The sequence below is a fragment of the Clavibacter sp. VKM Ac-2872 genome (assembly GCF_015351105.1).
Taxonomy (GTDB): Bacteria; Actinomycetota; Actinomycetes; order Actinomycetales; family Microbacteriaceae; genus Clavibacter.
Genome location: NZ_JADKRR010000001.1, coordinates 466301 through 491887, shown reverse-complemented (window position 1 = coordinate 491887; position 25587 = coordinate 466301). Strand labels below are relative to the sequence as shown.

Annotated in this window: 29 protein-coding genes and 4 tRNA genes; 15 read left to right on the top strand and 18 right to left on the bottom strand. The window is 69.4% G+C overall.

The window, feature by feature from the left end:
* Positions 1–117: 117 nt before the first annotated feature.
* Genes ITJ40_RS02365 through ITJ40_RS02355 form a run of 3 tightly spaced genes read left to right on the top strand, consistent with a single transcriptional unit; the run spans position 118 to position 1882 of the window.
* Positions 118–534 (top strand): PadR family transcriptional regulator, encoded by a 417-nt coding sequence (locus ITJ40_RS02365; protein WP_194665571.1) that lies wholly within the window; start codon positions 118–120, stop codon positions 532–534.
* Positions 531–1613 (top strand): hypothetical protein, encoded by a 1083-nt coding sequence (locus ITJ40_RS02360; protein WP_194665570.1) that lies wholly within the window; start codon positions 531–533, stop codon positions 1611–1613. Before ITJ40_RS02365 ends, ITJ40_RS02360 begins: the two co-directional genes overlap by 4 nt.
* Positions 1610–1882, top strand: a complete 273-nt coding sequence (locus ITJ40_RS02355; protein WP_370531969.1) for a response regulator transcription factor — start codon at positions 1610–1612, stop codon at positions 1880–1882. The genes ITJ40_RS02360 and ITJ40_RS02355 overlap by 4 nt, the downstream gene beginning before the upstream one ends.
* 80 nt (positions 1883–1962) lie before the next feature.
* Here ITJ40_RS02355 and ITJ40_RS02350 read toward each other — a convergent pair.
* Positions 1963–2052 (bottom strand) — tRNA-Arg (locus ITJ40_RS02350).
* An 87-nt stretch (positions 2053–2139) separates the two neighbouring features.
* Between ITJ40_RS02350 and ITJ40_RS02345 the strand changes: the two genes are divergently transcribed.
* The 4 genes from ITJ40_RS02345 (at position 2140) to ITJ40_RS02330 (ending at position 5339) form a co-directional block, all read left to right on the top strand.
* Complete coding sequence (locus tag ITJ40_RS02345; RefSeq protein ID WP_194665569.1) at positions 2140–2754, top strand: hypothetical protein; 615 nt, start codon at positions 2140–2142, stop codon at positions 2752–2754.
* A gap of 259 nt (positions 2755–3013) precedes the next feature.
* Positions 3014–3802: a TIGR04255 family protein gene (locus tag ITJ40_RS02340; RefSeq protein WP_194665568.1), complete on the top strand. Its 789-nt coding sequence runs from the start codon at positions 3014–3016 to the stop codon at positions 3800–3802.
* A 392-nt stretch (positions 3803–4194) separates the two neighbouring features.
* Positions 4195–4407 (top strand): hypothetical protein, encoded by a 213-nt coding sequence (locus tag ITJ40_RS02335; RefSeq protein ID WP_194665567.1) that lies wholly within the window; start codon positions 4195–4197, stop codon positions 4405–4407.
* Positions 4407–5339, top strand: a complete 933-nt coding sequence (locus ITJ40_RS02330; RefSeq protein WP_194665566.1) for a hypothetical protein — start codon at positions 4407–4409, stop codon at positions 5337–5339. The genes ITJ40_RS02335 and ITJ40_RS02330 overlap by 1 nt, the downstream gene beginning before the upstream one ends.
* A 93-nt stretch (positions 5340–5432) precedes the next feature.
* Here the strand turns inward: ITJ40_RS02330 and ITJ40_RS02325 are convergent, their stop codons facing one another.
* Entirely contained in the window at positions 5433–5945 is a 513-nt protein-coding gene (locus ITJ40_RS02325) for a hypothetical protein (protein WP_194665565.1), read from the bottom strand.
* Positions 5946–6269: 324 nt separating this feature from the next.
* Between ITJ40_RS02325 and ITJ40_RS02320 the strand changes: the two genes are divergently transcribed.
* Genes ITJ40_RS02320 through ITJ40_RS02290 form a run of 7 tightly spaced genes read left to right on the top strand, consistent with a single transcriptional unit; the run spans position 6270 to position 11495 of the window.
* Positions 6270–6671, top strand: coding sequence for a hypothetical protein (locus ITJ40_RS02320; protein WP_086526876.1), 402 nt, complete (start codon positions 6270–6272; stop codon positions 6669–6671).
* Complete coding sequence (locus ITJ40_RS17365) at positions 6668–8071, top strand: FtsK/SpoIIIE domain-containing protein (protein WP_194665564.1); 1404 nt, start codon at positions 6668–6670, stop codon at positions 8069–8071. The genes ITJ40_RS02320 and ITJ40_RS17365 overlap by 4 nt, the downstream gene beginning before the upstream one ends.
* Complete coding sequence (locus tag ITJ40_RS02310; RefSeq protein ID WP_194665563.1) at positions 8068–8466, top strand: hypothetical protein; 399 nt, start codon at positions 8068–8070, stop codon at positions 8464–8466. The genes ITJ40_RS17365 and ITJ40_RS02310 overlap by 4 nt, the downstream gene beginning before the upstream one ends.
* Positions 8466–9908: a replication initiator gene (locus tag ITJ40_RS02305; protein ID WP_194665562.1), complete on the top strand. Its 1443-nt coding sequence runs from the start codon at positions 8466–8468 to the stop codon at positions 9906–9908. Before ITJ40_RS02310 ends, ITJ40_RS02305 begins: the two co-directional genes overlap by 1 nt.
* 5 nt (positions 9909–9913) lie before the next feature.
* Positions 9914–10099 carry a helix-turn-helix domain-containing protein gene (locus ITJ40_RS02300; protein ID WP_194665561.1) on the top strand — a complete coding sequence of 62 codons (186 nt, stop codon included), beginning with the start codon at positions 9914–9916 and terminating at the stop codon, positions 10097–10099.
* A complete protein-coding gene (locus tag ITJ40_RS02295) occupies positions 10096–11241 on the top strand; it encodes a site-specific integrase (protein WP_194665560.1) in 1146 nt (381 codons plus the stop codon). Before ITJ40_RS02300 ends, ITJ40_RS02295 begins: the two co-directional genes overlap by 4 nt.
* Positions 11238–11495, top strand: coding sequence for a hypothetical protein (locus ITJ40_RS02290; RefSeq protein ID WP_194665559.1), 258 nt, complete (start codon positions 11238–11240; stop codon positions 11493–11495). Before ITJ40_RS02295 ends, ITJ40_RS02290 begins: the two co-directional genes overlap by 4 nt.
* A 188-nt stretch (positions 11496–11683) precedes the next feature.
* Here the strand turns inward: ITJ40_RS02290 and ITJ40_RS02285 are convergent.
* Positions 11684–11756 (bottom strand) — tRNA-Arg (locus ITJ40_RS02285).
* Between the two features lie 190 nt (positions 11757–11946).
* Here ITJ40_RS02285 and ITJ40_RS02280 point away from each other — a divergent pair.
* Entirely contained in the window at positions 11947–13302 is a 1356-nt protein-coding gene (locus ITJ40_RS02280; protein ID WP_194665558.1) for an alpha-amylase family protein, read from the top strand.
* A gap of 49 nt (positions 13303–13351) precedes the next feature.
* On the opposite strand, the gene ITJ40_RS02275 is transcribed toward ITJ40_RS02280, so the two are convergent.
* The 15 genes from ITJ40_RS02275 to serS all read right to left on the bottom strand — a co-directional run bounded on the left by ITJ40_RS02275 (position 13352) and on the right by serS (position 25538).
* Positions 13352–13720 carry a hypothetical protein gene (locus ITJ40_RS02275; RefSeq protein WP_194665557.1) on the bottom strand — a complete coding sequence of 123 codons (369 nt, stop codon included), beginning with the start codon at positions 13718–13720 and terminating at the stop codon, positions 13352–13354.
* A gap of 91 nt (positions 13721–13811) precedes the next feature.
* Positions 13812–14888, bottom strand: coding sequence for a Gfo/Idh/MocA family protein (locus tag ITJ40_RS02270; protein ID WP_194666912.1), 1077 nt, complete (start codon positions 14886–14888; stop codon positions 13812–13814).
* A 17-nt stretch (positions 14889–14905) separates the two neighbouring features.
* Positions 14906–15604, bottom strand: a complete 699-nt coding sequence (locus ITJ40_RS02265) for a ThuA domain-containing protein (protein ID WP_194665556.1) — start codon at positions 15602–15604, stop codon at positions 14906–14908.
* A gap of 169 nt (positions 15605–15773) precedes the next feature.
* On the bottom strand, positions 15774–16844 hold the full coding sequence (locus tag ITJ40_RS02260; protein ID WP_194665555.1) for a LacI family DNA-binding transcriptional regulator: 1071 nt from the start codon (positions 16842–16844) through the stop codon (positions 15774–15776).
* Between the two features lie 89 nt (positions 16845–16933).
* The gene (locus tag ITJ40_RS02255; protein WP_194665554.1) at positions 16934–17167 is read right to left on the bottom strand and encodes a hypothetical protein; all 234 of its coding nucleotides are present in this window, start codon (positions 17165–17167) and stop codon (positions 16934–16936) included.
* 279 nt (positions 17168–17446) lie between these two features.
* A tRNA-Ser gene (locus ITJ40_RS02250) sits at positions 17447–17538 on the bottom strand.
* Between the two features lie 450 nt (positions 17539–17988).
* Positions 17989–19170, bottom strand: a complete 1182-nt coding sequence (locus ITJ40_RS02245) for an ABC transporter permease (protein WP_194665553.1) — start codon at positions 19168–19170, stop codon at positions 17989–17991.
* The gene (locus tag ITJ40_RS02240; RefSeq protein ID WP_370531968.1) at positions 19167–19874 is read right to left on the bottom strand and encodes an ABC transporter ATP-binding protein; all 708 of its coding nucleotides are present in this window, start codon (positions 19872–19874) and stop codon (positions 19167–19169) included. Before ITJ40_RS02240 ends, ITJ40_RS02245 begins: the two co-directional genes overlap by 4 nt.
* Positions 19871–20689: a hypothetical protein gene (locus tag ITJ40_RS02235; protein WP_194665552.1), complete on the bottom strand. Its 819-nt coding sequence runs from the start codon at positions 20687–20689 to the stop codon at positions 19871–19873. The genes ITJ40_RS02240 and ITJ40_RS02235 overlap by 4 nt, the downstream gene beginning before the upstream one ends.
* Positions 20690–20745: 56 nt before the next feature.
* Positions 20746–21219: a hypothetical protein gene (locus ITJ40_RS02230; RefSeq protein ID WP_194665551.1), complete on the bottom strand. Its 474-nt coding sequence runs from the start codon at positions 21217–21219 to the stop codon at positions 20746–20748.
* An 82-nt stretch (positions 21220–21301) separates the two neighbouring features.
* Positions 21302–21637, bottom strand: a complete 336-nt coding sequence (locus ITJ40_RS02225) for a hypothetical protein (RefSeq protein WP_194665550.1) — start codon at positions 21635–21637, stop codon at positions 21302–21304.
* Between the two features lie 273 nt (positions 21638–21910).
* The gene (locus tag ITJ40_RS02220; RefSeq protein ID WP_194665549.1) at positions 21911–23167 is read right to left on the bottom strand and encodes an LCP family protein; all 1257 of its coding nucleotides are present in this window, start codon (positions 23165–23167) and stop codon (positions 21911–21913) included.
* Positions 23168–23183: 16 nt separating this feature from the next.
* Positions 23184–23268: transfer RNA gene (locus tag ITJ40_RS02215), tRNA-Ser, on the bottom strand.
* Positions 23269–23439: 171 nt separating this feature from the next.
* On the bottom strand, positions 23440–24261 hold the full coding sequence (locus tag ITJ40_RS02210; protein ID WP_194665548.1) for an HAD family hydrolase: 822 nt from the start codon (positions 24259–24261) through the stop codon (positions 23440–23442).
* The gene (serS, locus tag ITJ40_RS02205) at positions 24258–25538 is read right to left on the bottom strand and encodes a serine--tRNA ligase (protein WP_194665547.1); all 1281 of its coding nucleotides are present in this window, start codon (positions 25536–25538) and stop codon (positions 24258–24260) included. The genes ITJ40_RS02210 and serS overlap by 4 nt, the downstream gene beginning before the upstream one ends.
* Positions 25539–25587: the final 49 nt, after the last annotated feature.

Sequence of the window (25587 nt, the reverse complement as noted above, 5' to 3'; positions counted from 1 at the left end):
CGAGCACGAGGGTCGGCGCGCCCGCTCAACGCCTTCATCGCGGCGCACCGCCCTGCGCGGCACTCCGCGGTACCGCGCACTGCGTGATACTGTGCGACGCATGAGAGAGATCGCCTGATGGACACCACGCAGCTGCTCAAGGGCGCGCTCGACACCGCGGTGCTCGCCGTGGTGCAGCACGACGACGGGTACGGCTACGACATCGTCCGGCGCCTGCGGGACGCGGGACTCGGCGACGTGGGCGACGCCTCCGTCTACGGGACGCTCCGCCGCCTCTACGCGGCCGGCGCGCTCTCGAGCTACGTGGTGCCGTCCGAGGGCGGACCGCATCGCAAGTACTACGCGATCAACCCCGAGGGCCGCGAGCTGCTCGCCGGGCAGCGCGCGACCTGGGCCGCGTTCGCCACGGCCATGAGCGGGCTCCTCGGCGAGCCGGCCCCCGCGCCGACCCACCGCACCCGGAAGGCCGGCGGCACCGGCGAGGGCCCCGTGCCCGCATCCGCGAACGTCCGCACGATCGGAGAGAAGCCGTGAACACCGCAGATCCCAACCTCGACACCCGCATCCGGGCCTTCGCCGCCGCCGTGCGCGCCCGGCTCGCGGACCTCGACCCGGAGGACGTCGACGACCTCACGGGCGGCCTCGAGGCCGACCTGCAGGAGGAGGCCGCGGATCACGACGGCGCCCTCGAGCTCGGCGACCCCGCGCGCTACGCCGACGAGCTGCGGAGCTCGGCGGGGCTGCCGGAGCGGGCGGTCGAGACGGCCGCCACCTCGCCGCTGCACCAGCTGCGGGACGGCATCCGCTCGCGGGCCGGCGAGCTGCACGCGCGGATCCGCGCCAACCGCGAGCTCTCCGCGATCCTCGACCTGCTGATCGTCTTCCGCCCGGTGTGGTGGCTGCTGCGGGCGTGGGCGGGGTACCAGGTGGTGCTGGTGGTGCTCGCAGCCTTCCTCGGCATCTACAGCCGTTTCCTGGTGCTCCCGTACGGATCCATGCGCTGGCTGCTCCTACTCCTGCTCCTCGTGGTCAGCGTCCAATGGGGTCGTGATCGGTGGGTCCCGACGCGGCCTCTCCGGAGCCTCCGCACGGCCGTGAGCGTTGTCACCGCCCTCGCGCTCGTCGTGCTCATCCCGGTCTCGATCGACCGCTCCGGCGAGAGCGCGCGCGTCGAGTACGCGCCCTCGTCGAGCAGCTCCTCCGTCCCACCGGAGCTCACGCTCGACGGCAAGCGCATCAGCAACGTCTTCGCCTACGACGCCGAGGGCAACCTCCTCGACCGGGTGCAGCTCTTCGACCAGGACGGCGAACCGCTGAGCGTCGTGCCGCCCGCGCTCGCGGAGGTGGACCCCACCACGGGCGAGCCCCTCGAGCCGAGCACCGGGGCGTGGAACGCCTTCCCGCTCTCGCTCCGCGACGCCGGGCGGATGGGGCACCTCAGCGTCGAGGACATGGGCTCCGGCAGGCCTCCGTTCGCGAAGGCCCTTCCGCTGCCCGCGACGAAGGGCTCGACCTCCACGCCGACCCCCACCCCGTCCACGACCGCCAACCCCGGATCCACACAGGAGGAGGGGACGCCGACGCCGTCACCCGCCCCGGAGCCCACCCCGTGAGCGCCCTCGTCGACCACGGCCGCGCGGCCCGCCGCATCGGCACGGACGCGGGGCTCGCGCGCCTGACCGCCCGCGAGCGGGAGATCCTCGTGCTCGTCGCCCGCGGCCTGTCGAACGCGGAGATCGCCGGCCGGCTGTTCCTCGCGCCGACCACCGTGAAGACCCACGTGAGCCGCACGCTCGACAAGCTCGGCGTGCGCGACCGGCTGCACGCCACGATCTGGGCGTACGAGAACCGCGTGGTGGAGCCGCTCGCGACGACGCGCTGACCGGGGATACGCGAACGGCCCGCCAGGGGCGGGCCGTTCGGCATTCTGTCTCAACCAGAGAGATGCACCCGGAGGTGCTGTGCGCCCGGAGGGATTCGAACCCCCAACCTTCTGATCCGTAGTCAGAGCCGGAGCCTCCACGGTCGTCCATCGAGGCCGCTGGAGCCCGCGCCTTGCATCCCGCGAGGCCGCCGAGACGGCCACGCATGTGGACACGTTGCTGTCAGCGTTGCTGTCCGTGGTGGGGTGGTGATCCGATGACGACCGCCGACTGGCACGACCTGTTCGTCCCGACGCTCATGCCCGATGCGCCGGCCGGTCACGTGCGCGTGCGCGCCGACGTGCTCCCCTCCAAGGTCTTCGGCTCGAACGTGCGCAGCATCGCGCGGTGGTCGAAGTGGGAACGCATTCGACTCAGCGTCGCGGCTCGCGCGGGGAACCTCTGCCAGATCTGCGGCGGCGAATCGCACGGCCCCTACGGCAAGGTCCAGCGCCCCGACTGCCACGAGATCTGGCGCTTCGAGGAGCGCGAGCACGGTCTGACCCAAGTCCTCGCCGGCCTCATCGCCCTGTGCAAGGCGTGCCACAACACCCAGCACGTGGGCAGAGCCCCCGACCTCGACGAGGTGATAAAGGTCCTGATGAGCATCAACGGTTGGACGAGGGAAGACGCCCGAGACGATCTCCGACGTGCGTTCGCTCGACTCAAGCTGATCGACGACGCCGAGATCGGCCTCGACCTGTCATTGCTCGTTGGGCAGATCGACGTGCCGAGCGCCCCCACCCTCCTTTTCACCGCAGCGGATCGTGCAGCCTTGGGCCCCTCGTGGAAGCCTTCGGGCCCAACCACACGGAGCCCAACCCCGATCTAGCGCTTCTGAACCAGCGACGTGCCTCCCCACAGCGGCGGCACGCGGACCCGCCCTACACACGTGGACAGGCGGGTCTTGCTGGTTAAAGAGGAACCGGCCTCATCGCGGCGGCCCGCCGAGGAGCGCCCGGACCGCAGCGGAGCGAGGACTGGACGCACCGCAGGTGGGGCACGCCGGGCGAAGCCCGGCGCTTGAACGAGTAGAGAAAGTTCTCACCACATGCGGTGGCCTGTCAGCCGTGTGAAGTACGGTGTGAAGCATGACTCCCACTGGCGCTGCGGCCGACCACTCGACCAAACGAGGCTTCAGGCTGTCCAAGGCCCCGCTCGTCCGGGTCCTCGCACAGATTCGGTGGCACCAGCTCGCTGGCTACGACGTAGACACAGTTGCCAAAGCGCTGTCAGCCCGCCTCGCGAAGGAGTACCCGCTCGTCACGCGTAATCACGAGGCAGAGCTTACTATTACGCCTGAGGGCATTCAGCAACAGGCGGGGACGCCCGTACATAGACTGTCGTCACTCAATGAGGAGTGGATTGTAAATCTTGGTGAGACATTTCTTTCACTCGAAACAACTGCATACAAATCGCATGAAGACTTTGTTGCCCGACTGTCAGTCATAACAACAGCCCTCAACGAAGTATATTACATTCCCTTTTGGACGCGATTTGGATACCGGTACACAAATCGGATAGACCAAGAGTTCGATCTCGATCGAATCAACGAATATTTCAACGCGTCGGTATTGGGTGGCCTCGCACTAGACCAAGGAGGCGAACTCGTGCACAGCATCAGCGAGTCCGTATACAAGCAGGGAGACGTATTCCTCCTCGTGCGCTCGGCTCGTCTGCCTAAAAATGCAAGCATTGACCCGTCGCTGCCCGCAGTTAACACCCCTAGTTGGTCTTTAGACTTAGACGCTTATGAGGAAAACAAGTCTCCAGAATTCACAACGGAGTCCATAGCCGCCAAGGCGACCGAATTGGCCCGCGTCGGCTACTATCATTTCCGAGCGGTCATTACCGATGAGTTCGTGGCGCGGTTCCAGTGACTCTCACCATGACCCGCAGTGAGCAGACGCAAATGACGCCTGCTGCTACTGGCCAAGCCGGAGTGGCAACAACAGGACTTTTTCTTCTTGCAGTCTTGGGAACGTCAAGTGGGATCACCGCTCCGACACCTGATCAGTATGTTGCCATCAGCACAGGCTGGCAGGGTGTAACGCCATCCCTTCCAGCGAACCATCTCATTGCCCTGTCGGTTAGCGTGCATTCCGCAGTGACCGAGACCCTTAGTACCGAAGAAAACGGGAGGCCAGAGACTACAAGCCCCGCGACTGAAGTACGCCGACTGCATGAGCAATCAGGGCTTACTTGGGACCAGATCTCTAAGATGTTTGGCGTCTCTAGGCGCTCTGTTCACTTTTGGGTAGCCGGTGGCCGCATGAGCGCTTCAAACGAGGAGACGCTGACCCGCCTTACCTCGATCATCGACGGCCTCGAAAGCACCACGCCCAGTGGTCGACGCCACGAACTTCTCAAGGCTGGTAACGACGGCTATAGCGTCGTGGATTCGGCGCGCCGCGTACACGCATCAAGCGAGAACGACATCAATGGCGCTTTAGAGCCGACCGTGGAAGGCCGGTCTGCATCCTGATGACAAGCGAGGCGCCAACCGAAAATGTCAGCTTCGAGGACATGGGGCGATACTTTGCCGACATACGACAAGGTGACATCTTCGAGCTGAACGCCTCTCTCAGGGACGATTTCGGCGCCGAAGCCGTTGCTATTTCCCAAACGTGTGACATCGTTCTCAACAACCGCCCTACTGTTCTCTTAGCCGGACTTTGCACTCTTACAGGGTCGCAGGCCGCCCAAGCTCGCCGTCGAGATTCGCCTCGGTATATTCACCTTGAAGATGAGACTTTCGTCGACCTGTGCCACGTCAGGTCCGTGGAGAAGGCGCAGCTCTTTGGAGCGACTACACGCCATGGTGTGGATCAAGATGTCGATAAAAACGTCCGGGTATTTTCGCAAGCGGTGGGAAGGTGGTTTAGTCGATTTGCAGTGCCGGACCCGATTGTGCCATGGCTGAAACCGCTACAAGAGAACATTCGCAGCAAGTACGATAAGCCAAATTCGCCTTTGGGCCAAGTACTGCACAATGTCATCGAGATTCGACTGGAGTCTCCCGACTGGAGCCTTAAGCCTACATCCATAATTATGCACGTTATAGTTAAGGCAGGCGAAATACCCACACCGGACGAATCAGAAGAAGTCGATGAAGCGTTCGTTGGCACGATCTTCGATTCGGCCGGTTACCCCAAAAGTCCGGCGGAGATAGCGCAGACCATTCAAGGGGAACTGACAGCGGGGCAAAAGGCGTTCGCCTGGGAAGCATTCGCCTCTGCACTTGCACGGTCGTGCTCGCCGAAGGCGGGCGAATTACTTATCCCGGAAATAAGCGGCGCAATCTCGAGCATTACAGGTCAGCTCTGGTCGGATGACGAGTTCCCACTGTCGCGAGTAAGACAGAGCGAACTTCTCGATCTTGACCACCTCTCGAGCCCCACCCCCCTAACCGAGTGATCCACAGCAGGCAGATCTGGAAGGCGACCAAGATGCCCGAGACACACAACTTGTAATCTGACACGCGGAGTCGATGATCTCGCGCTTCCTAGGTCAGCCGCCCTCCGCGGCTCGTAGCTGCCACTCCCCCGCCGTCAGAACCCAGTCCTTGCGAGCGGCCTCGCCCACCGGCCCACTGAAGTGCCTCAGATCATCCAGGCTCAGCGACGGGAAGCCCTTCAGGATCTTCGTGACGTCCGGGTCGCTGCTGAGCATCTGTTCGAGCGCGATGACGCTCGCCTCGCTGTACCGCCGCGTGATGCCTTGCGGAGACGCCTGCTGCGCTCGGGCGAGGTCCGCCATCACAGGCCGCGGCTGATGGAACTGATGCGCGTACGCCGTGACCAGCGCGCGCAGGTCGGTGGCCGCCTTCGTGACCTTGTGCGCGTCCGACACGGACATGCGGAGGAGGTCCTGGACGTCACGCGGCTTCTTGGGCCACACCATGCGGTCGAGGTGCTGGCCGTTCTGCAAGATCTTGCCGTTGAGAGCACGCACCGCCTCGACGACTGGGACAGGTACTAGCCCCCACCCCTCTAGCTCGTGGGACTCCTCCGGCTCCGTCATGCCCCCAGTCTCCCGCATGGCCAGTCGCCCCGCGTAGACGAAGTTCACTCTTGCGCGGTATGTAAACAAATGTGTATGGTCGAGGCATCGGAGATCCCGGTGGACGACGCGGGACTCCCTCGCGTGACCGCGTCGTCGGGAGCTCCGGCCACGACCTCCTTAAGCAAGGGGTCAATCAAGGGTGCTGAGCATCTCCGAAACCGGATCGGGCGAGATTTTCGTCCACCCGTCGTCAATCAAGAGATCAATCAAGGGTCCCTGAGGATCGTCGATCCGGAACCCGGAGCGTGCGCACCCCGTGCACCGAGACCAGGAGGAACAAACATGCCCGTCAAGAAGTCCGGACTGCCCGTCAACAGCGAGAACTACTTCGGAGGCCCCGCCTACGCCGTCGGCGAGGTCGAGCCCCTCATGGAGTTCGAGAATGGCAAGCCCGTCAGCCAGCAGCATGACCGCGACACCAACAGGCCGATGTGGACCGTGCGCGTCTTCGACGCCGATCCCGACGCGCCGAAGGGCCAGGGCGAGGTGACCGTGAAGATCGTGTCACCCACCCATCCGACGCTCCCGCCCGAGCTGCCGGGGCTCCCCTTCCGCCCCGTCATCTTCGATGACCTCGTGGTCGTCCCGTACGTGAAGGAGGGAACCGGCCGCCCTCGCGTCGCCTACTCGCTCCGAGCGGGCGGGATCCGGCCCGCCATCGTGAAGAAGGCCGGCGACTCGTGATCGTCGCCGAGCTGCGCAACTACGCCGCGGCTCTCTGGGCACTGGTGCGGCGGCACAAGCGCATCACGCTGCTGCTCTCGGTCCTCGGGCTTCTGCTCGGACAGTGGCGACCGGTCCAGGGCCTCTACGCGATCGTGGCCATCGCCCTCGTGAGTGCGGGACTCGTGTGGCGCTACCGAGACGGGAGGTCGCTCGAAGCCCACGAGTTCGGCAAGTGGCAGCGGAGGAACCGTGCTTTCATCCGCTCCGCCTGGCCCGAACTCATGATCCGCCTCGGACTCTCGGTCCGGTCGGCAGCAGCGACCTCGGAGATCCCCGCCATCAGCGCGACCAAGTGGAACGGATACTCCGTATCACTGCTGGTGCGTTTCCCGCTTGGCATGACGAGGGAGAACATCACCGCTGCGGCACCCGCCATCGCAGAGTCCTTCGGCGCCGTGTCCGTCACCGTCGATGCTGCGCCTGGTGGAGCACTCGTCGTCGTGAACTACGCGGACCCCCTTCGGGAGCCGATCCCGCTCGGAGATCCTGGGGACCACGTCGACCTCCGCGCCGTGCCTATGGGCGTGCAAGCGTCCGGCGCTCCGTGGGCCTTCCGTGTTGGCCCTCACACACTCGTGGCGGGATCCTCGGGCTCGGGCAAGGGCTCGATGCTGTGGAGCCTCCTCATCGGACTGGGGCCGGCGATCCGTGAGGGGCTCGTGGAGGTCCGTGGCATCGACCTCAAGGGCGGCATGGAGCTGGCGATGGGCGAGGGCCTCCTCACCCAGTACGCGACCGAGCCGGAGGCCGCGGTGATCCTGCTCGAGCGCGCCTGCTCGGACATGCGGGAGCGCGCCGCCCTCCTGGCGGGCAACGTTCGCGAACACACCGTGAGCATCGAGAGCCCGCACGTCCTCGTCGTCATCGACGAGCTGGCAGCGCTGACGGCGTACCAAACGGACCGCGATCTCCAACGTCGAGCGAATGCGGCACTCGCGCTTCTGTGCTCGCAGGGTCGCGCTCCCGGCTTCACGGTCTTCGCCTGCCTGCAGGACCCCCGCAAGGAGACGTTGCCCGTCCGCGGGCTCTTCACCCAGACCATCGGCCTCCGTCTCCGCGACGCGTTGGAGACCTCGATGGTCCTCGGCGAGGGCATTCGAGAGAAGGGCGCGCTCTGCCATCAGATACCGGCGACGCTGCCCGGCGTGGCCTTCGTCGCGCCCGAGGACGGCGGGGACCCCATTCGCGTCCGCGCTGCGTACGCCTCCGACGACGTCATCCGATACGCCGCCGCCACGTACGAGGCACCGTGGCATGAACTCATTCGGACCGCCGCCCCGGCGACCGCCGAGACGGACAACATGCCGCCGCGCTCGACCCGAGCGCGACGCAACCGCAAGACAGGAGAGGAATCATGAAGATCTCGACCCGAACTCGTCTCACCGTTGGCATCGTCGGCGGAGTAGTCGCAGTCGCCGCCGCAGGAGCGGTCGGCTTCGAGGTAGCAAGCACGACAGGTGAACCGTTCTCGCGTGGATACGAGGCGGGCATCACCACGACCCGGTTGGACTTCTGCAACCTCCAGTTCAGAGGAAAAGCCGGGAAGCCAAGCGCAGACGATCCGCGCACCTATAGCGGCCTGCCCGCGAACCTCATCGTCGCGGATCGCGCATGCTCCCCGGAAGTCGTGAGCGCCTGGAACCAAGGGCAGGAGGACGCCGGGTCAGACAAGCGCGCATGCACGCTCGATGACCAGCTCACCGCACTAGTCGGTGCCTACGTGTGCACCGTGACGACGACCACGAGCTACTGATGCCGACCCTCGCCGACACCGTCACCGACCGCGTGCGGCGCCCCGACTTCGAGGAATGGATGAAGGGTGCAGCCGCCACGGGCTACTGCGCCAACCCCGTCCGCCTCGTCGGGTCGTCTCACGTCGTCGATGCGGTGTCCGGCGAGGTCGTCTCGTCGTACGAATCCGCGCGGCAGCCGGATGGCATCACCTACGTCCGTTGCGGCAACCGCCGCGCCGTCCGGTGCCCCTCGTGCAGCCACGAGTACAAGGGCGACATGTGGCATCTCGTGGTCGCCGGGGCTGCGGGCGGATCCAAGGACGTTCCCGAGTCGGTGGGCACCCACCCGCTCGTGTTCTTGACCCTCACGGCTCCGTCCTTCGGAGCGGTCCATGCGGCGAAGAAGGCACGGGGATCCGGCTCGACGCGTTGCCGCCCCCGGTCGAAGAAGGAGCTGTGCCCGCACGGCCGACAGGTCGGATGCATGAGCGTGCACGATGCGGACTCGCCTCTCGTCGGAGAGCCGATCTGCCGTGAGTGCTACGACTACGTCGGGCACATCGTCTGGCAGTGGCATGCGCCCGAGCTGTGGCGGCGATTCACCATCGCGCTCCGCCGTCGAATTGCCCAGTCGCTCGGTCTCAGCGAGTCGGCGACGCGGAAGCTCGTGCGGGTGCAGTTCGCGAAGGTGGCGGAGTTCCAGAAGCGCGGTCTCGTGCACTTCCACGCGCTGATCCGTCTCGACGGTGATGCTCGCCCGGATGATCTGTATCCGGCTCCGTCGGTGCCCATCTCCTCGTCCGAGCTGTCCCGCATGTCCATCGAGAGCGCGGCGGCGGTCCAGGTGACGGCCGCACCTGTGGTCCCGGGCGAATCCCCTCGCTCCCTCCGGTTCGGTCGCCAAGTCGATGCGCGCGCCGTCGTTCGCCACCACGCGGAGAACGATGGTGAGCTCACGGATCGAGCGGTCGCGGCCTACATCGCGAAGTACGCGACGAAGGCGACCGAGGAGGTGGATCCCTCGGCAGTCGCAAACGGCCCTCGCCCGCATGTCGCGCAGCTCAAGCAGACCATCGAGGACCTCGCGCGGATCGCACGTCTCGGCCCCGAGGACGACTACGCGCTCCTCGGCAAGTGGGTCGGGATGCTCGGCTTCCGCGGCCACTTCGCGACCAAGTCCCGCCGCTACTCGACGACGCTCGGGAAGCTCCGCTCCGCCCGCCGTCTCTGGCAAAAGCGCATCTCCGCCAAGAGAGATGCGTCTCACGGTGTGGAAAACGACGAGGAAGACGACGAACTCGACGACGAGACGACCCTCGTCGTGGCCCAGTGGAGCTTCGCCGGGATGGGCTGGCTCACCAACGGCGACGCCGCTCTCGCAGCAGAGGCAGCCGCTCACGCGCGCGAATGGAACGACCAGCGCCGCGAACAGATGAAGACCAACCAGAACAAGGAGAGGTGAATGTCATGGAGAAGCTCATGCTCACTCCGGAGGAAGTCGCGGACGCGCTCGGTGTGGGCCGTTCGACCGTCTACGACCTGATGCGACTCAAGATCCTGCCGAGCGTCCGCATCGGCCGTTCGCGTCGAGTCCGAGTCGAGGATCTACGCGCCTATGTGGGCACGCTCACGGAAGCCCCGGTGCCGCAGTGAGCAAGCGCGCCAACGGCGAGGGCTCGGTCTACCAGCGGAAGGACGGTCGGTGGAGTGGGGCGACGTACGTCCTGCAACCCGATGGAGGCCGCCGCCGGCGACAGGTCTACGGCGCCACTCGCACCGAGGTCTCCAAGCAGCTCGCGGAGTTGAAGGCCAAGACCGACCGGGGCATCCCGGCCTCGATCAGCACGTGGACGGTCGAGAGCTACTCCGCGCACTGGCTCGCGAACACCGCGCACGGCTCGTTGAAGCCCGCGACAGTGGCGAACTACTCGTGGATGATGCGGAAGCACATCGTGCCCGCGCTCGGTCGTGTGCGCCTCGACAGCCTCACCCCGGCTCACGTCCGCGAGTTGCACACGAAGGTCGGCGCAGCCGGCGTCTCCTCCCGCACCGTCCAGCTCGCCCATGCGGTGCTCCGCACGATGCTCTCCGAGGCCATGCGTGAACAGGTCGTGGCTCGGAACGTGGCGTCGCTGGTCCGGACCCCACGTGTTGAGAGGGCCGACGTGACACCGTGGACGCCCGATGAGGCCGGGGCCTTCCTCGATGCGAATCGCGGGGATCAGTATGTTCATCTGTACTCGACCGCCCTGGCGCTCGGGATGCGGAAGGGCGAGCTGCTGGCGCTCCGCTGGGCCGACGTGGATCTCGGCGCTCGGGAACTTCGTGTGCGCCAGACCGTGCAGCGTCTCGGAGCCGGTCAGGGCATGGTCATCGGCACCCCCAAGACCGCCCGCTCACGCCGGACGATCCCGCTCCCCCAGCTCGCGATCGACTCGCTCATGGCTCGTCGACGAGCGCAGCTCGTCGATCAACAGCTCGCCGGTGACCGATGGACCGACAACGGCCTCGTGTTCACGACCAGCATCGGCACCATCATCGAGCCGACCAACCTCCGACGGAGTTTCGATGCGGCCATCGCACGAGCCGGCGTCCGCCGCATCCGCTTCCACGATCTGCGGCATACCTGCGCGTCGCTCCTGCTCGCCGAGGGTGTGCCCATGCGCGTCGTGATGGAGATCCTCGGGCACTCGGCGATGGCGATCACCTCCGACATCTACTCGCACGTGATGCCCTCCGCGCTGACGAACGCCGCGGCCGCCATCGACAAGGCGTTCACGCGGGCCGACTCATGACGGGGCCCGGTCCCTACGAAGCAGCGGAGAGCTACCGATGCGGCGAGATCAGCCGCGACGAACTCGTGCAGATCCTGACCACCTGGCGCTACGTCCCGGGCGAGCAGCGCACCGCCGGGCTCCACGACGACCTGCTCAACTTCGTCCCGGGCTCCTTCGACGAGGTCGCGGCGGCCTTCGACGGCGAACTCATCGACGGAGAGCTCTACGACATCGCGCTCGAAGCGCTGCGCACGCAAATCGCGCCACCGTGAACCGAGAGCCGGTCGCGTTGCTGTCGCGGTTGCTGTCAGTGCCCTCGCCGCGACCGTGATCGGCAAGCCGACGCCATCAGGTCAGCACTCCCAGATCCACCCACCAAGAGAAGAAAACCCCAGATGAAGCACCAGAAAAACGAAAACGGCCCGCTTTCGCGGACCGTTTCATTCTGTCTCAACCAGAGTGCGCCCGGAGGGATTCGAACCCCCAACCTTCTGATCCGTAGTCAGATGCTCTATCCGTTGAGCTACGGGCGCAGTCGTGCGGCGATGATCCCCGCGAGCGGCGATCAGGCCGGGAGACAGACTACATGCTCGAGGGTCCCCCCGCGAATCCGCGCCGCCAACCGCCCGCCGCGCCCCTCCCGCTGTCCGACGGAGCCCGTCCGCCGGTCGCGCCGACCCCCGCTGATTAGGCTGGATCGACCCGAACCGCGAGGAGCGACCCTTGGCATCCTGGACCGACCACGTCGTCTGGTGGCACGTCTACCCGCTCGGCTTCACGGGCGCGCCGCAGACCCGCGACGACCTCGCCGGGCCCGACGGCTCCTCCCCCGCGCACCGCGACGCGCCGCCGGCGCACCGCATCGACCGCATCCGCGCGTGGCTCCCGTACCTCGTCGACCTCGGCGCCAACGGCCTGCTGCTCGGCCCGGTCTTCGACTCCGAGACGCACGGCTACGACACCCGCGACCACCTGGCCGTGGACCCGCGGCTCGGCGACGACGCCGACCTCGACGCCCTCCTCGCCGACGCCTCCGCGCGCGGCGTGCGCGTGCTCCTCGACGGCGTCTTCAACCACGTCGGCCGCAGCCACCCGCGCTTCGTGCAGGCGCTGGCCGACGGGTCCGGATCCGAGGCGGCGTCCTGGTTCCGCTGGGACGACGGCGGCGAGCCCGTCGGCTTCGAGGGCCACGGCGCGCTCGTCACGCTCGACCACGACTCCGAGGCCGTGCGCGCGCACGTCGCCGAGGTGATGATCCACTGGCTCGACCGCGGCATCTCCGGCTGGCGGCTCGACGCCGCCTACGCCGTGCCCGCGTCGTTCTGGGCGGCGGTGCTGCCGCGTGTCCGCGAGCGCCACCCGGACGCGTGGTTCGTCGGCGAGATGATCCACGGCGACTACGCGGGCTACGCCGCCGAGTCGACCATCGACTCCATCACCGCCTACGAGCTGTGGAAGTCGATCCGCAACTCCATCGCCGAGGCCAACCTGTTCGAGCTCGACTGGACCCTCACCCGCCACGGCGAGCTGCTGCCGTCCTTCACGCCGCAGACCTTCGTCGGCAACCACGACGTGACCAGCATCGCCTCGGCGGTGGATCCCCGCCACCTCGGCCACGCGATCGCCCTCCTGCTGCTCCTCCCCGGCATCCCCTCGATCTACGCGGGAGACGAGCGCGGACTCACCGGCGTGAAGGAGGACCGCGCGGGCGGCGACGACGCCGTGCGCCCCGCGTACCCGGCCGCGCCCGAGGACCTCCACGACGACGAGCGCGCCGCCGGGATCCGCAGCATGCACCAGGAGCTCGTCGGCCTCCGTCGGCGGCACGCCTGGCTGGTCGACGCGCGGATGGAGACGTCCGGCCTGACGAATACCGCGCTCACCGTCACCCTGCGGCCGTCGGGCACGGGCGCGGCCGGAGGTGTGGCGCCCGGCTCGCCGGACGCGCTGCGCCTCGTGCTCAACCTGGCGGACGAGCCCGTGCAGGTCGCCGGCGCGCCCGGCAGCCGCGAGGCGGGCGACGTCACCGACGACGGACGCGTTCCCGGGCACTCCTGGGCGGTGCTGGCCGGCGCGTAGGCACCGCGACCGGACGCGCCGAGGCGACCCGCGCGAGGCGTCGTCCGCGTCAGATGGCGCGGTGCGGCCAGCCGTAGACCTCGGCGAGGAGCGCGGCACGGGCGGCGTGGGCCGCGGCCTCCTCCTGCGCCTCCCCGTCCGGATCCTCGTCCGCGGGCGCGAAGTGCCCGTCCGCTATCTCCGGCTCGTCGTCATCGTCGAACGGCCGGTGCGTGAGCGGCCATTCGACGACGGTGAGCGGGGGCCACACCGAGGGGTCGGTGACGTCCGCCACCCGTTCCCGGGGCTCGTCGTCCGCATCCGCCTCGCACGCCTCGGCACCGAGGAGCTGCTCGTCGCACGCGTCCGCCTCCACCGCGCGCAGCCCATGCCCGTCGCCGTACGGCGCGAAGAGGAACTGCGAGAAGTGGCGGGTCACGGCGTCAGGCTAGTCCGCCGGGGCTCCCAGGAACGGGCGTCGAGCGGGGCTGTGGAAGGCTGCCCACTACCTGTTCGCGGACGACATCCGATCAGTCCCCCGAGCGCCCCGGCTGCCCCAGCGGCACGGCCTCCGGACGCCCCACCGTGCTGCGGATCCCGCCCGTCGAGGCGGGGTCGAGGATCGCGTCCATGACCTCGAGCACGTGGAACGCCAGCTCCCCGGACGCGCGGTGGGGGACGCCGCGGCGGATCGCATCGGCCATCTCGGCGAGACCGCAGCCGCGGCCGGCGTCGACGAAGCCGGCGCTCGGTTCGACGTCCGTCCACTCGCGGTCGGCGGACGTCGCGACCTGCACGGGCCCGGAGAAGTGGTTCGGGTCCGGCACCGAGAGCGTGCCCGCGGTGCCGTAGACCTCGATGTTCGGGATCCGCGTCGCCCAGACGTCGAAGCTCATCGTGACCGTGGAGACGGCGCCCGACGCGTGCGTGAGCACGGCGCTCACGTGCGTGTCGACGGTGACGGGGATCTCGCGCGACTCGGGGTCGGACGCGGCGGAGCGCACGCGGTCGGAGCGCAGCGACGCGCCCTGCACGCGCGTGACGGGGCCGAGCAGCGTCACGAGCGCCGTGAGGTAGTACGGCCCCATGTCGAACATCGGGCCGGCGCCCGGCTGGTAGTAGAACGCCGGGGCGGGGTGCCAGAGCTCGTGGCCGGGCGCGCCCCAGAAGGCGTTCGCGGCGACGGGCTTCCCGATCGTGCCCGCGTCGAGCACGGCACGCGCGGTCTGGATGCCGGTGCCGAGGACGGTGTCCGGCGCGGATCCGACGCGCAGCCCCTTCTCCTCGGCGAGCCGCAGGATCGGCTCGGCCTCGGCGGGGCTGAGCGCGAGCGGCTTCTCGCCGTAGACGTGCTTGCCGGCCTCCAGGACGCGGAGGTCGACCTCGGCGTGCGCGGCGGGGATCGTGAGGTTCAGCACGGTGTCGATGCGCGGGTCGGCGATCAGGTCGTCGACGCTCAGCGCGTCCACGCCCTGGGCCTCGGCGACCGTGCGCGCGCGGTCGAGATCGAGATCGGCCACGGCGACGAGCCGCACGCCGGGCAGGTTCTCGAAGGCGGCGAAGTACTGCTCGCTGATCTTCCCGACGCCGATGATCCCGAGGGTCATCGCGTCGTCGTCGTGGTTCAGCGTGCCGCCCACAGGAGGCCCCTCTCGATGATGGTGCGGACGTTCGGGTCCTCGACGACCTCGATGCGGTGGCCGGGCGCGGAGACGAAGATGCGGCCCTCGCCCCACTGGCGGGTCCAGATCGCGGGCGCGGTGACCGGCCGGTGCCACGGATCCCACGGCCGCACGGTCTGCGTCGTGGTCGCGAGCACGTCGTTGTACTCGTCGCTGAGCACCCAGTACTGCTCGGTCACGAGGTCGAAGTCGGCGATCCCCCGGGTGATCTCGTGCGTGCGCCCGAGCTCGGTCATCTCGACCGTGTACGGGATGTAGTTGTCGGACTGCTCGCCCGTGCGCTCGGCCGGGTCCTTGCCCGCGTGGTGGGCGAACTGGCCGCCGATCATGTGGAGGTAGTCGGCCGTGTTCCGGTACGAGTCGGCGATGCCGCCGTGCCAGCCGGCCATGCCGGTGCCCGCGACGACGGCGGCGTACAGGCCGGCCATCTCCTCGGGCTCGATCGTGGTCATGGTGTTGGCCTGCACGATCAGGTCGGTGGCGGCCATGACGTCGGCGTCGGCGTAGACGGCCGAGCCCTCCTCGACGCGGACCTCGAATCCGTTCTCCTCGAGGAACGGGATGAACAGGCCCGTGGTCTCCACGGGCATGTGGCCGTCCCAGCCTCCGCGGACGATGAGCGCCTTCCGGGCGGCGGTCACGAGAGCGCCGTCCGGATCGGGCGACCGCGGGGCGGGCGGGCATGCGTGCGGGGGATCTGCATCACTGGCGACTCCTTCGTCGGGCGCGACCGTGCGGCTGCCGCGCGCCTCGAACGCTACGCACCGGCGGTGAGGCGGGGCAAGGAGAACGCCGTCGATCCGAAACGTTTCACTCGGGCGATGACAGCGCGCCCGTCGGAGCCGGCGCCGCCGTGCTCGCGCGCACCACGAGCGCGGTCGCGAGGTCGAGCCGCGTCGGCTCGTCGCTCCGGCCGTCGCGGATCCGCAGCACCATGCGCGCCGCGGCCTCCGCCATCTCCCGCACGGGCTGCCGCACCGTGCTGAGGGCGGGCGAGACGATGCGCGCGAACGGGAGGTCGTCGTAGCCGAGCACGGAGAGGTCGTCGGGGATGCGGATCCCTCGCTCGCGCGCCGCCTCGTAGAGTCCGAGCGCCTGCTCGTCGTTGCCCGCGAAGATCGCGGTGGGTCGATCGGCGGCGTCGAGCAGCTCCCCGCCCGCGCGGTGCCCGGCGGCCCGCCCGAAGTCGCCCTCGACCTCGACGAGCGACACCGCGGATCCGGCCGCCTCGAGCGCGCTGCGGAATCCCGACATGCGGGCGCGCGAATAGAGCCGGTGCGGGGGGCCGCTGATCGCGCCGATCCGCCGGTGCCCGAGCCCCAGCAGGTGCTCCCCCGCGGCGTGGCCGCCCTCCCAGTTGGTGGATCCGACGGCCGGCACGTCCGCGGCCGGCGATCCCGCGGGATCCACCACCACGAACGGGATGCCGCGGCTGCGCAGCTGCCGCTTCTGCGCGGGCACGAGGTCGGAGAAGACGAGGACGAGGCCCATCGGCCGGCGCTGCATGACGCCCGCCATCCAGTCGCTGCCGAGCGCCGTGTCGCGCCCCTGCTCGGTGACGATGACGCTCAGGGCGTGCTCGCGCGCGACCGCGGAGACGCCGCGCAGCAGGTCGACGGAGAAGCCCGTGTCGACCACCTCGAGCACGATCTCGATCAGCGCGCCGTGCGGGCGCTCGGCGCCGCGCCTGCTGTAGCCGTGCAGCTCCATGAGCTCCTCGACGCGCGCGCGGGTCGCCGGCGAGATGCCCTTGCGTCCGTTGAGGACCTTGCTGACGGTGCCGATGGACACGTTCGCCTCGCGCGCGATGAGGCCGAGGGTGGTGCCGGAGCCGTGCTCGGGATCCGACGGCCGCAGCGCATCGGGAAAGGTGTCGCTCATGGGGGCGATGCTAGGCCGACGCGGACGCGGCGACCGCGGCGAGGACCGCGGCCCCGACGGGTCGGTCCGTCCGACCGAGCGGCCGACGGTCAGCGCCGCGTCGCGCGCCGGATCCGGCCGACGACGAGCACAACGACGGCGGCCGCCGCAGGGAGGACGACGAGCACGGCCAGCCCCCACCCGAGGTGGACGCCGATCCGGCCACCGGCGCGGAAGCCGACGAAGAGCGGGAGACCGAGGATGCCGCGGGCCGCGGTCGTCCCGTCGGGTGCCGCACGCACCGCCTCGGTCGCGGTGACGAGGCAGGCGATGGCTGCGGCCACGCAGACCACCGCGACGATGGAGCCTATGGCGACCCATCGCGGCGGGACGCGGCGACGAGCTCCCGCCATGGCCGGGGTACGGCGTGGGTGACGCATGATGCCTCCTCGAGGGAACGCCCGTGACCCGGGGATCAGGCCGCAGAGCGACGACGACCGGGCGTCGATCGCCGGCTCACCTCGCATGATGCGCCGACGCCGCGATTGAGGAGCGCCCACTGAACAGGCTCCGACGCACGGGACGGACGAGATCTCGACGCGAGGACCGCCGAGGAGGCGGGATGGCGGAGACGGTGGGATTTGAACCCACGGTACCCATACGGGTACTCCACCTTAGCAGGGTGGTGCACTAGGCCGAACTATGCGACGTCTCCAGACGTACCCGTCCACTGTACCGGACGCGGCGGCCTGGTCACATCCCCGCCCACCGGCACTCGGGCCCGAACGGGGGGCGCGATCCGCTTGTCCCCCATTCGACGGACACGTAGTGTCTGTGACGACGCGTGTGCCGGACCCGACCGGCTCACCCCGCGCGTGTCGATGTGTCAGCCCAGAGACGTCACGCTCGCCCACGTGGCCGCGGCCCCGGATCCCCCGAACCGGCGCCGCTCACCCTCACGCACGCGACGACGTCGCGAGCCCCCCCGTGGGCGAGAGCACGAGATTCTCGTCCGGCGGAGGATTCGGGTCGAAAGCTGAACGAGATAGACGGGTCCTCGCTGCATAGGGTGTGCGGCGGGGTCCCGTCGCCCTCCCCGCGCACGAGATCCCCGATACGACCGCGAGCGCGAGCGCGCTGAGGCCAGAGCGCTCGGCGCCGTCGATCACTCGCGGAGAGCCACCGCGGGCTCGACGCGCGCGGCCCGCCACGCGGGGAACGCGGAGCTGACCACCGCCGTGAGCACCGAGACGACCAGAGCCCAGACCGCCGCGGACAGCGGATACGCGGGGACGGTCACGGGCGAGTCCGGTGGCAGGAATCGAGGCACGAGGGCGACGAGCAGGACGCTCACAGCGATGCTGACGGTAGCGACCATGACCGCGAGGAGGACGGACGACGACATGACGAGCCGGAACACCTGGCCGCGCGTCGCGCCGATCGCCCGCCGGATCACCAGCTCGCGCGCACGCTCGCGGATGCTCGAGAGCCCGACGTTCACGATCCCCAGCGCCGCGACGAAGAGCGCGAGCGCCGCCGCGACGCCGAACATGGCCTGCACGGCGGCTATGGGCTCCAGGTACGTCCGCACCGTGTCGACCCGGCGTGCGCTCTCCGGTGCGTCCAGTCCCGCATCCGACGCCATGTCGGCCACGGCCGAGTCGATGTCGGCTTCCGCGTCGCCTGGTGCGTGCCAGAGGAGCTGGATCCCCGTGACGCTGACGAGTTGAGGCGCGTGGGCGAGGAGCGGTGCGGCCTTCACGTACGCGTTCGCCTGCGAGTCCTCCCCGTCGTTGACGACGCCGACGACGAGTCCCGTCGACGCGACGCCGTCCCGGGCGCCGGACAGGCTGACGCCGGAGCCCTCGACGCCGAGGACACGTGCCGCCTCCTCGTTCACGACCACCTCGAAGGGCGCCGTCACGTCGTCCGCCGACAGCCAGCGCCCCGACACCAGAGGGAGGCGCCGGACACCCGGCAGGTCGCCCGCGACCACCACGGCCTGCACGCCGCTGCGTGACACCGGCTGCCCGGTGGAGGGGATCGGGGCCACGTCCAGCGGTGAGGCCAGGTCCACGCGCGCCGAGACCGCCCGCGCGGATGACTGCGGGAGGTGGTCGATGAAGCGCGCGACGCCGCTCGGGTCCGTCGTCGGCTCGACGCCGACGCTGATCGCCTCGGTGGGGGCCCGGCCGTCCCGCTGCTCCGCGACGGCGAGCAGGTAGTCACGGGCGACGGCCCCGCCGGCGACGATCACGACGATCGACAGGATCCCGACGAAGAGGCTCAGCGCCGTGAGCGACGACCGGAGGGGATTGAGCCGCAGGTCCTTCCAGGCGGCCCTCATCGGATCTCCCCCGCCACCTGCTCGAGGCGACCGCCGCTCATCGAGAAGCGTCGCTCGCAGCGCGCCGCGATGAGCGGATCATGCGTCACGATCACCAGAGCGGAGCCCGCGCGCCGAGCGCGATCGATCAGGAGCGACATGATCTGCTCCCCGGTCGACTCGTCCAACGCCCCGGTGGGCTCGTCGGCGAGGATCAACTGCGGTTCGTTGACGAGGGCGCGCGCGATCGCGACGCGCTGCTGCTCGCCGCCCGAGAGCTGCCGCGGGAAGGCGGCGGCCTTGTCCGACAACCCCACCTGGTCGAGGGCCCGGCGGGACGCGTCGGTGCGAGCCCTCACTCCTCCGCGGCGCGACCTCGGCCCGTACTCCGTGGCCAGGAGCACGTTCTGCACGGCGGTGAGCTGGGGCATGAGGGAGTACGACTGGAAGACGAAGCCGATCCCCTCGTTGCGGAGTCGTGCTCGTGCCGCGTCGGACAGGCTCCGGACGTCCGTGCCGCCGACGCGGAGCTCCCCCGTGAACCGCGCGTCGAGCAGGCCGAGGACGGAGAGCAGGCTCGTCTTCCCCGACCCGGACCGCCCCACGATGGCATGGGCCGCCCCGGCCAGGACCACGAGGTCCACCCCGTCGACGGTCCTCAGGGACTGCTTCCGCGTGAGATGAACGTCGACCGTGAGGCCCCGCGCGACCAGGACCTCCGTCACGGGACCCGCTTGTCGCTCAGGTTCGGCGCCGTCGCATCCACGACCTGCCCCGGCACCACGCCGGAGAGGATCTGGATGTACTGCCCGTCGCTCGACCCGAGCGCCACCGAGGTCGGCCGGCGCTCGTCCCCCTCGAGCACCGTCACCTCCCCGGAGCCGGAGCGCCCGGCGACCGCGGAGAGCGGGAGCACCGTGGCAGCGGGTACGGTCGTGGCAGTGAGGACGGTGATCGCCTGGGCCCCCGCGGCCGCGTCCACCTCCTTCGGGACGAGGCAGAGCATGCTGGCCGGGTCGGCCGCGCCGGACGATCCGCTCGAGTCACCCGCCCCTCCCGCGGGTGCGCTCGCGGACGTGACGACGGCGGCGCAGTCGAAGGGCCCGGGGCCTGCGGATATCTGTCCACGACCGGTCACGGGGGCCGAGAGCAGGAGCCACGAGAGATCCGGGTCGATGGCCCCCGCGACCGCGAAGCCCGAGTAGGACAGGGAAGCGAGCGGGTAGCGGTTCGGCACGGATGCCCCCGGCGCCGCGCGGGATTCGCCGACGACCGCCTCCACGGGCGTGCGCACCTCGGCGCCTCCCACCGTCGCGAGGAGATCCCCGGCTGCGAGCCGCGCTCCGGTCTTCACCCCGGACGCGAACTGCACGTCACCGCTCCGCGGCGCCAGGACCGAGAACGTGGCGCTCGCCGTGACGGATCCGGTCAACGAGATGACCGGTGCCAGGTCCCTCGTCGTGACCTCCACGGTGGAGGGGCTGGACGACGCGGGCTGGTCCTCCGGCACGGCGGACGGCGCGCAGCCGGCCAGGAGCATCGCGAGGCCCGCCGCACCCGGAGCCCCCCACCGCACACGCGACCGCGCCCGGTGCGTCATGAGCAGTTCACGTCCACGTCCTCCTGCATGGCGCTCGGATCGCCGAGCTTCGCCTTGTCGAGGTTCTCCCGGAAGATCCGCCTCGTGGCGTCATCCGTCCGCTGCGGGTCCGCGAGATAGGGCATGTCCAGCGCTGTGGCCAGCTGCTCCAGGGCTGCAGCGGCAGCAGCCGGGTCCGCCGCCCGCTTGGCGAGCCACTCCTTCTCCCACGCACACTGCCACACGTAGTGGGCTCGGGTGTCGCCGTAGGTCTTCTGGTACGACGTACCGGCTGCATCCGCGTCGATGCCGGGGACGGCCGTGGGGGGTGTGATGCCCGGCGGGAACTGCAGCTCGGAGACGCTGCCTCGGAACGACTCGTTGATCTCGTCGCGCGAGGTGAACCCGCCTCCGCCGGCGTCACCGGACGAGCATCCGGTGAATGTCGCGCACGCGACGACGATGACCAGTCCGGATATCGTGGCTCTCATTTTCCTTCATTCCTCCGTGGTCGGTGGGACGATTCCGGGCGCGACGGGCCTGAGGGTCTCGGACCCGCCGCGCCCGTCGGTCTCAGTAGTCCAGGGTCCCCTCCCAATGGACGCCGCAGAAGAGGCCGCACGATCCCATCCGACCCTGGAACGCGAAGCGCGTCGATCGCAGGATCTCCGTCGTCCCGCCCGAGGTGAATTCCTTGGTCGCGTTCTCCGTCCACTGCAGGGAATCCGTGAACTGCGGCCCACCCGAGGCGTTCATGTTCCGCAGACCGAGGCGGAGCAGGTTGGAGCCCGGCATCTGGGTGATGCCGAGGGTGATCGGACCGTTGAAGGTGTGGGTGCGCGTGTAGTCGTACTGCACGAGGGACCCGCTCTTGTTCAGGTCGCCCCCGACGGTGGTGGTGTCCGCCATCGCGGGCGTGGCCGTCAACGCCAAGGCCGCGACCGCGGTCGCTCCGATGACCGCCAGCGCACTCCGACGTGCACGAGATCGTTTGATGGTATTCCTCAATTGAATGAATGCGAAAGGGCGGCCCGATCCGGACCAGCCGATGCACATCCAACCAGCGAAGTCCTTTTCTCAGAAGGTCATTGACGAGATCGATTCCATTCGCTATGGCATGGAGGCTTCGCCGGTATTGCGCATATCAGGAAATACGCCGACCGCTTTCCGCGTGGTGACGCGTCACTTGAACGCCTTGGAGCACGTGACCGTTCCCGCGTCGGTGCCCGTGATCGCCTCGGGCAGCACCGTGGGCGCGGACGTGGCCGGCTGGGATCCGCCGCCCGCCGCGGGAGCGCTCGCCGACGGCGCGGGGGTCGACGCCGCGGGCTGCTCCGTGACCGCGCCCAGACCGGTGTTGCCGGCCTTCACCTCGAACGGCGCGTCCGTCTTGAGCAGCTGCATGAGCTGGTCCCCGTCGGTCTTCAGCGGCTGGACCTTGCCGGCGTAGACGCCGGTGCCCGCCGTCGTGCCCGGGTACTGCAGGAAGCGCACCTGGTCGAGCGGGATGTCCTTGAGGGCCAGCGCCATCGACGCCATGGTCTGGTAGTCGAGCGAGGTGGAGCGCTGCATGTTGTCGACCGCCGCCTTCGCGAGGCCGTAGACGCGCGTCGGATCCGAGAGCGTGCTCGACTGCTTCATCGTGCGCACGAGGGCGGACAGGAAGACCTGCTGGTTGCTGATGCGGGCCAGGTCGCTGCCGTCGCCCACCGCGTGGCGCGTGCGGAGGAACTGGAGCGCCTCCTTGCCCTGCAGGGTGTTCTCGCCTGCGGGCAGGTCGAGGTCCGTCCGCTTGTCCTTGAGCGGGCTCGCGAGGCAGACGGGCACGCCGCCGACCGCGTTGGACATCTCGATGACGCCGTTGAACTCGATGAGCGCCGCGTAGGGGATGTCGAGGCCGGTGAACTGCGCGACGGTCTTCGCGACGCACGGCAGGCCGCCGTCGGAGAGCGCCGTGTTGAGCGGCGCGGCCGACTGGGCGGGCGCGGTGCCGGATCCGTCGCTGCGCGCGCACGCCGGGATGGGCACGACCATGTCGCGCGGCAGGCTGACCACCGTGGCCTGGGTGTGGTCGGCGGAGACGTGCAGCACCATGTTCACGTCGTTGAGCGCACCGTCGGTCTTGCCGTAGCCGTCGCCCTGGCCCTGGCGGGTGTCGGATCCCGCGAGCAGCACGTTGAAGCCGCCGTCGAGCGCCCCGACGCCGACCGTGGTCTGCTCCGTGCCGTCGCTGATGTCGACGGTGTTCGCCTGGACGGACTTGTTCAGGTCCCACAGCGCGATCGTGCCGACGGAGAGCCCGCTGACGAGCAGGACCGCGACGCCCATGGCGACGCCCTTGACCAGGGTGCGCGCGGCGCTCGGACGTCCGAGCCGGCCGTGGCGGGCGATGACGGGGGCCGTAGCGGTTCGCCGGGGGCGCAGGGGCGCGTCGCTCATGCGGATCCTCTCCGGGCGGAGGGCGTGGGATTCGAACCCACGAGACATCTCTGCCCACCAGTTTTCAAGACTGGCTCCATCGGCCGCTCGGACAGCCCTCCCGATGCGCGCCCTCCCGCAGGGCGGGTGGGGCGATCGTCAAGGATCCTACCGGTGGCCGGTCGGCCCGCGGTGGTGCGGCCGGGTGACCGCGCGGGATGGGCCACTCTCGCACGCCGAGCATCCGAGGCGGCTGAACTCTCCCCAGCTGGGGAATCGGACGCCGACGGGCCTCAGAGCCGGGCGAGGACCGTGGCCGCGCCGTTCTCGGTGATGGGACCCGTGACCTCGGTGGCGACGGCGATGACCTCGGCGGGCGCTTGGCCCATCGCGATCGCGCGGCCGTGCGCCCCCGCCCACTCCAGCATCTCGATGTCGTTGCGGCCGTCGCCCATGGCGATCACGTGCGTGCGGGCGATGCCGTGCAGCTCGCGCACGCGCTCCATGGCGGTGGCCTTGTTCACGCCGTCGGGCGCGATGTCGAGCCACGCGGTCCAGCCGATGGAGTAGCTCACGCGGTGCAGGCCCATGCGCTCGACGACGTCCTGGAAGTCCTCCAGGTCGTGGCCGGGCGAGATGACGACGACGCGCGTCGCGGGCACGTGCAGCAGCTCCTCGAACTCGACGTGGCGGCCGTTGGCCTCGAGGGCGCCGTCCGGGAAGTCGCCGCCGGAGTAGAGGTAGACGCCCTCCTCGTCCTCGACGGCGTAGCGGCCGCTCGCGAGGTGGGGGCGGATCCGCTGCAGCACGTCGGCGGGGTCGAAGGTCTCGACGAAGCGGCGACTGTACCCGGTGGGGGCGTCCGCGTCGCGCTCGAGCACGATGGCGCCGTTCGAGCACACCATGTAGCGCGGGTGGATCCCCAGGCGGTCGACGATCGGCAGGGTGTCGGCGACGGAGCGGCCGGTGGAGGGCATGACCAGGTGGCCGATCTCCTCCATCCGCCGCACCTCGCGGATGACGGACTCGTCGAGCGAGCCGTCCTCGCCGAGGAGGGTGCCGTCGATGTCGAGGGCGATGAGGAGCCGGTCGGAGTCGGGCACCCGCGGGGTCATCGGGCCGCCTTCGCCGTGGCGGGCTCGAGCACCTTGAGGCCGCCGAGGTAGGGCCGCAGCGCCTCGGGGACGCGCACCGAGCCGTCGGCCTGCTGGTGGGTCTCGAGGATCGCGACGATCCAACGCGTGGTCGCCAGCGTGCCGTTGAGCGTGGCGACGGGCGAGGTGCGGCCGTCCTCGCCGCGGAAGCGCGTGCCGAGGCGCCGGGCCTGGAACGTGGTGCAGTTCGAGGTGGAGGTGAGCTCGCGGTAGGCGCCCTGCGTGGGGACCCACGCCTCGACGTCGTACTTGCGGGCGGCGCTGGATCCGAGGTCGCCGGCTGCCGTGTCGATGACGCGGTAGGAGAGGCCGAGGTCCTGCATCATGCGCTCCTGCATGGCGAGGAGGCGCTCGTGCTCGGCCTCGGCGTCGGCGGGGTCGACGTAGGAGAACATCTCGAGCTTCTGGAACTGGTGCACGCGGATTATGCCGCGGGTGTCCTTGCCGTAGGAGCCCGCCTCCTTGCGGTAGCAGGTCGACCAGCCGGCGTAGCGGACGGGACCGGCGGCCAGGTCGAGGATCTCGTCGGCGTGGTAGCCGGCGAGCGCCACCTCGCTCGTGCCCGTGAGGTAGAGGTCGTCGTCGTCCAGGTGGTAGACCTCGTCCGCGTGCGCACCGAGGAAGCCGGTGCCGGCCATGATCTCGGGCTTCACGAGCGTGGGCGTGATGAGCGGCACGAGCCCGGCCTCGAGCGCGCGGGCGAGGCCGAAGTTCATCAGCGCGATCTCGAGCCGCGCGCCGATCCCCTTGAGGTAGTGGAAGCGGGCGCCCGACACCTTGGCGCCGCGGCCCATGTCGATGGCGTCGAGGATCTCGCCGATCTCCAGGTGGTCCCGGGGGTCGAAGTCGAACGACGGCTTCTCGCCGACCTCGCGCACGAGCGCCCAGTCGTCCTCGCCGCCGGCGGGGACGCCCTCGATGACGATGTTCGGGATCCGCCGCATGGCCTCGTCGAGCGCGGCCTCGGCCGCCTGCGCGCGCTCCTGCGCGGCGGTGACGCGGGCCTTCAGCTCCTGGACCTCGGCGATGAGGCGCGGCTTGTCGGCCTTGTCGGCCTTCGCGACGAGCTTGCCGTGCGCGTTCTGCTCCGCGCGGAGGCCCTCGAACTCGGTGATGGCCTGCCGGCGCTCGGAGTCGGCGGCGACCGCCTGGTCGACCACCTCCACGGAGGCTCCGCGCAGCTCCTGCGAGGCGATGACGAGGTCAGGATGGTCGCGGAGGGTCTGCGGATCGATCACCCCGTCACTCTAACGAAGCGGGTCGGACGCGTCCGGGCGTCCGCCGCCG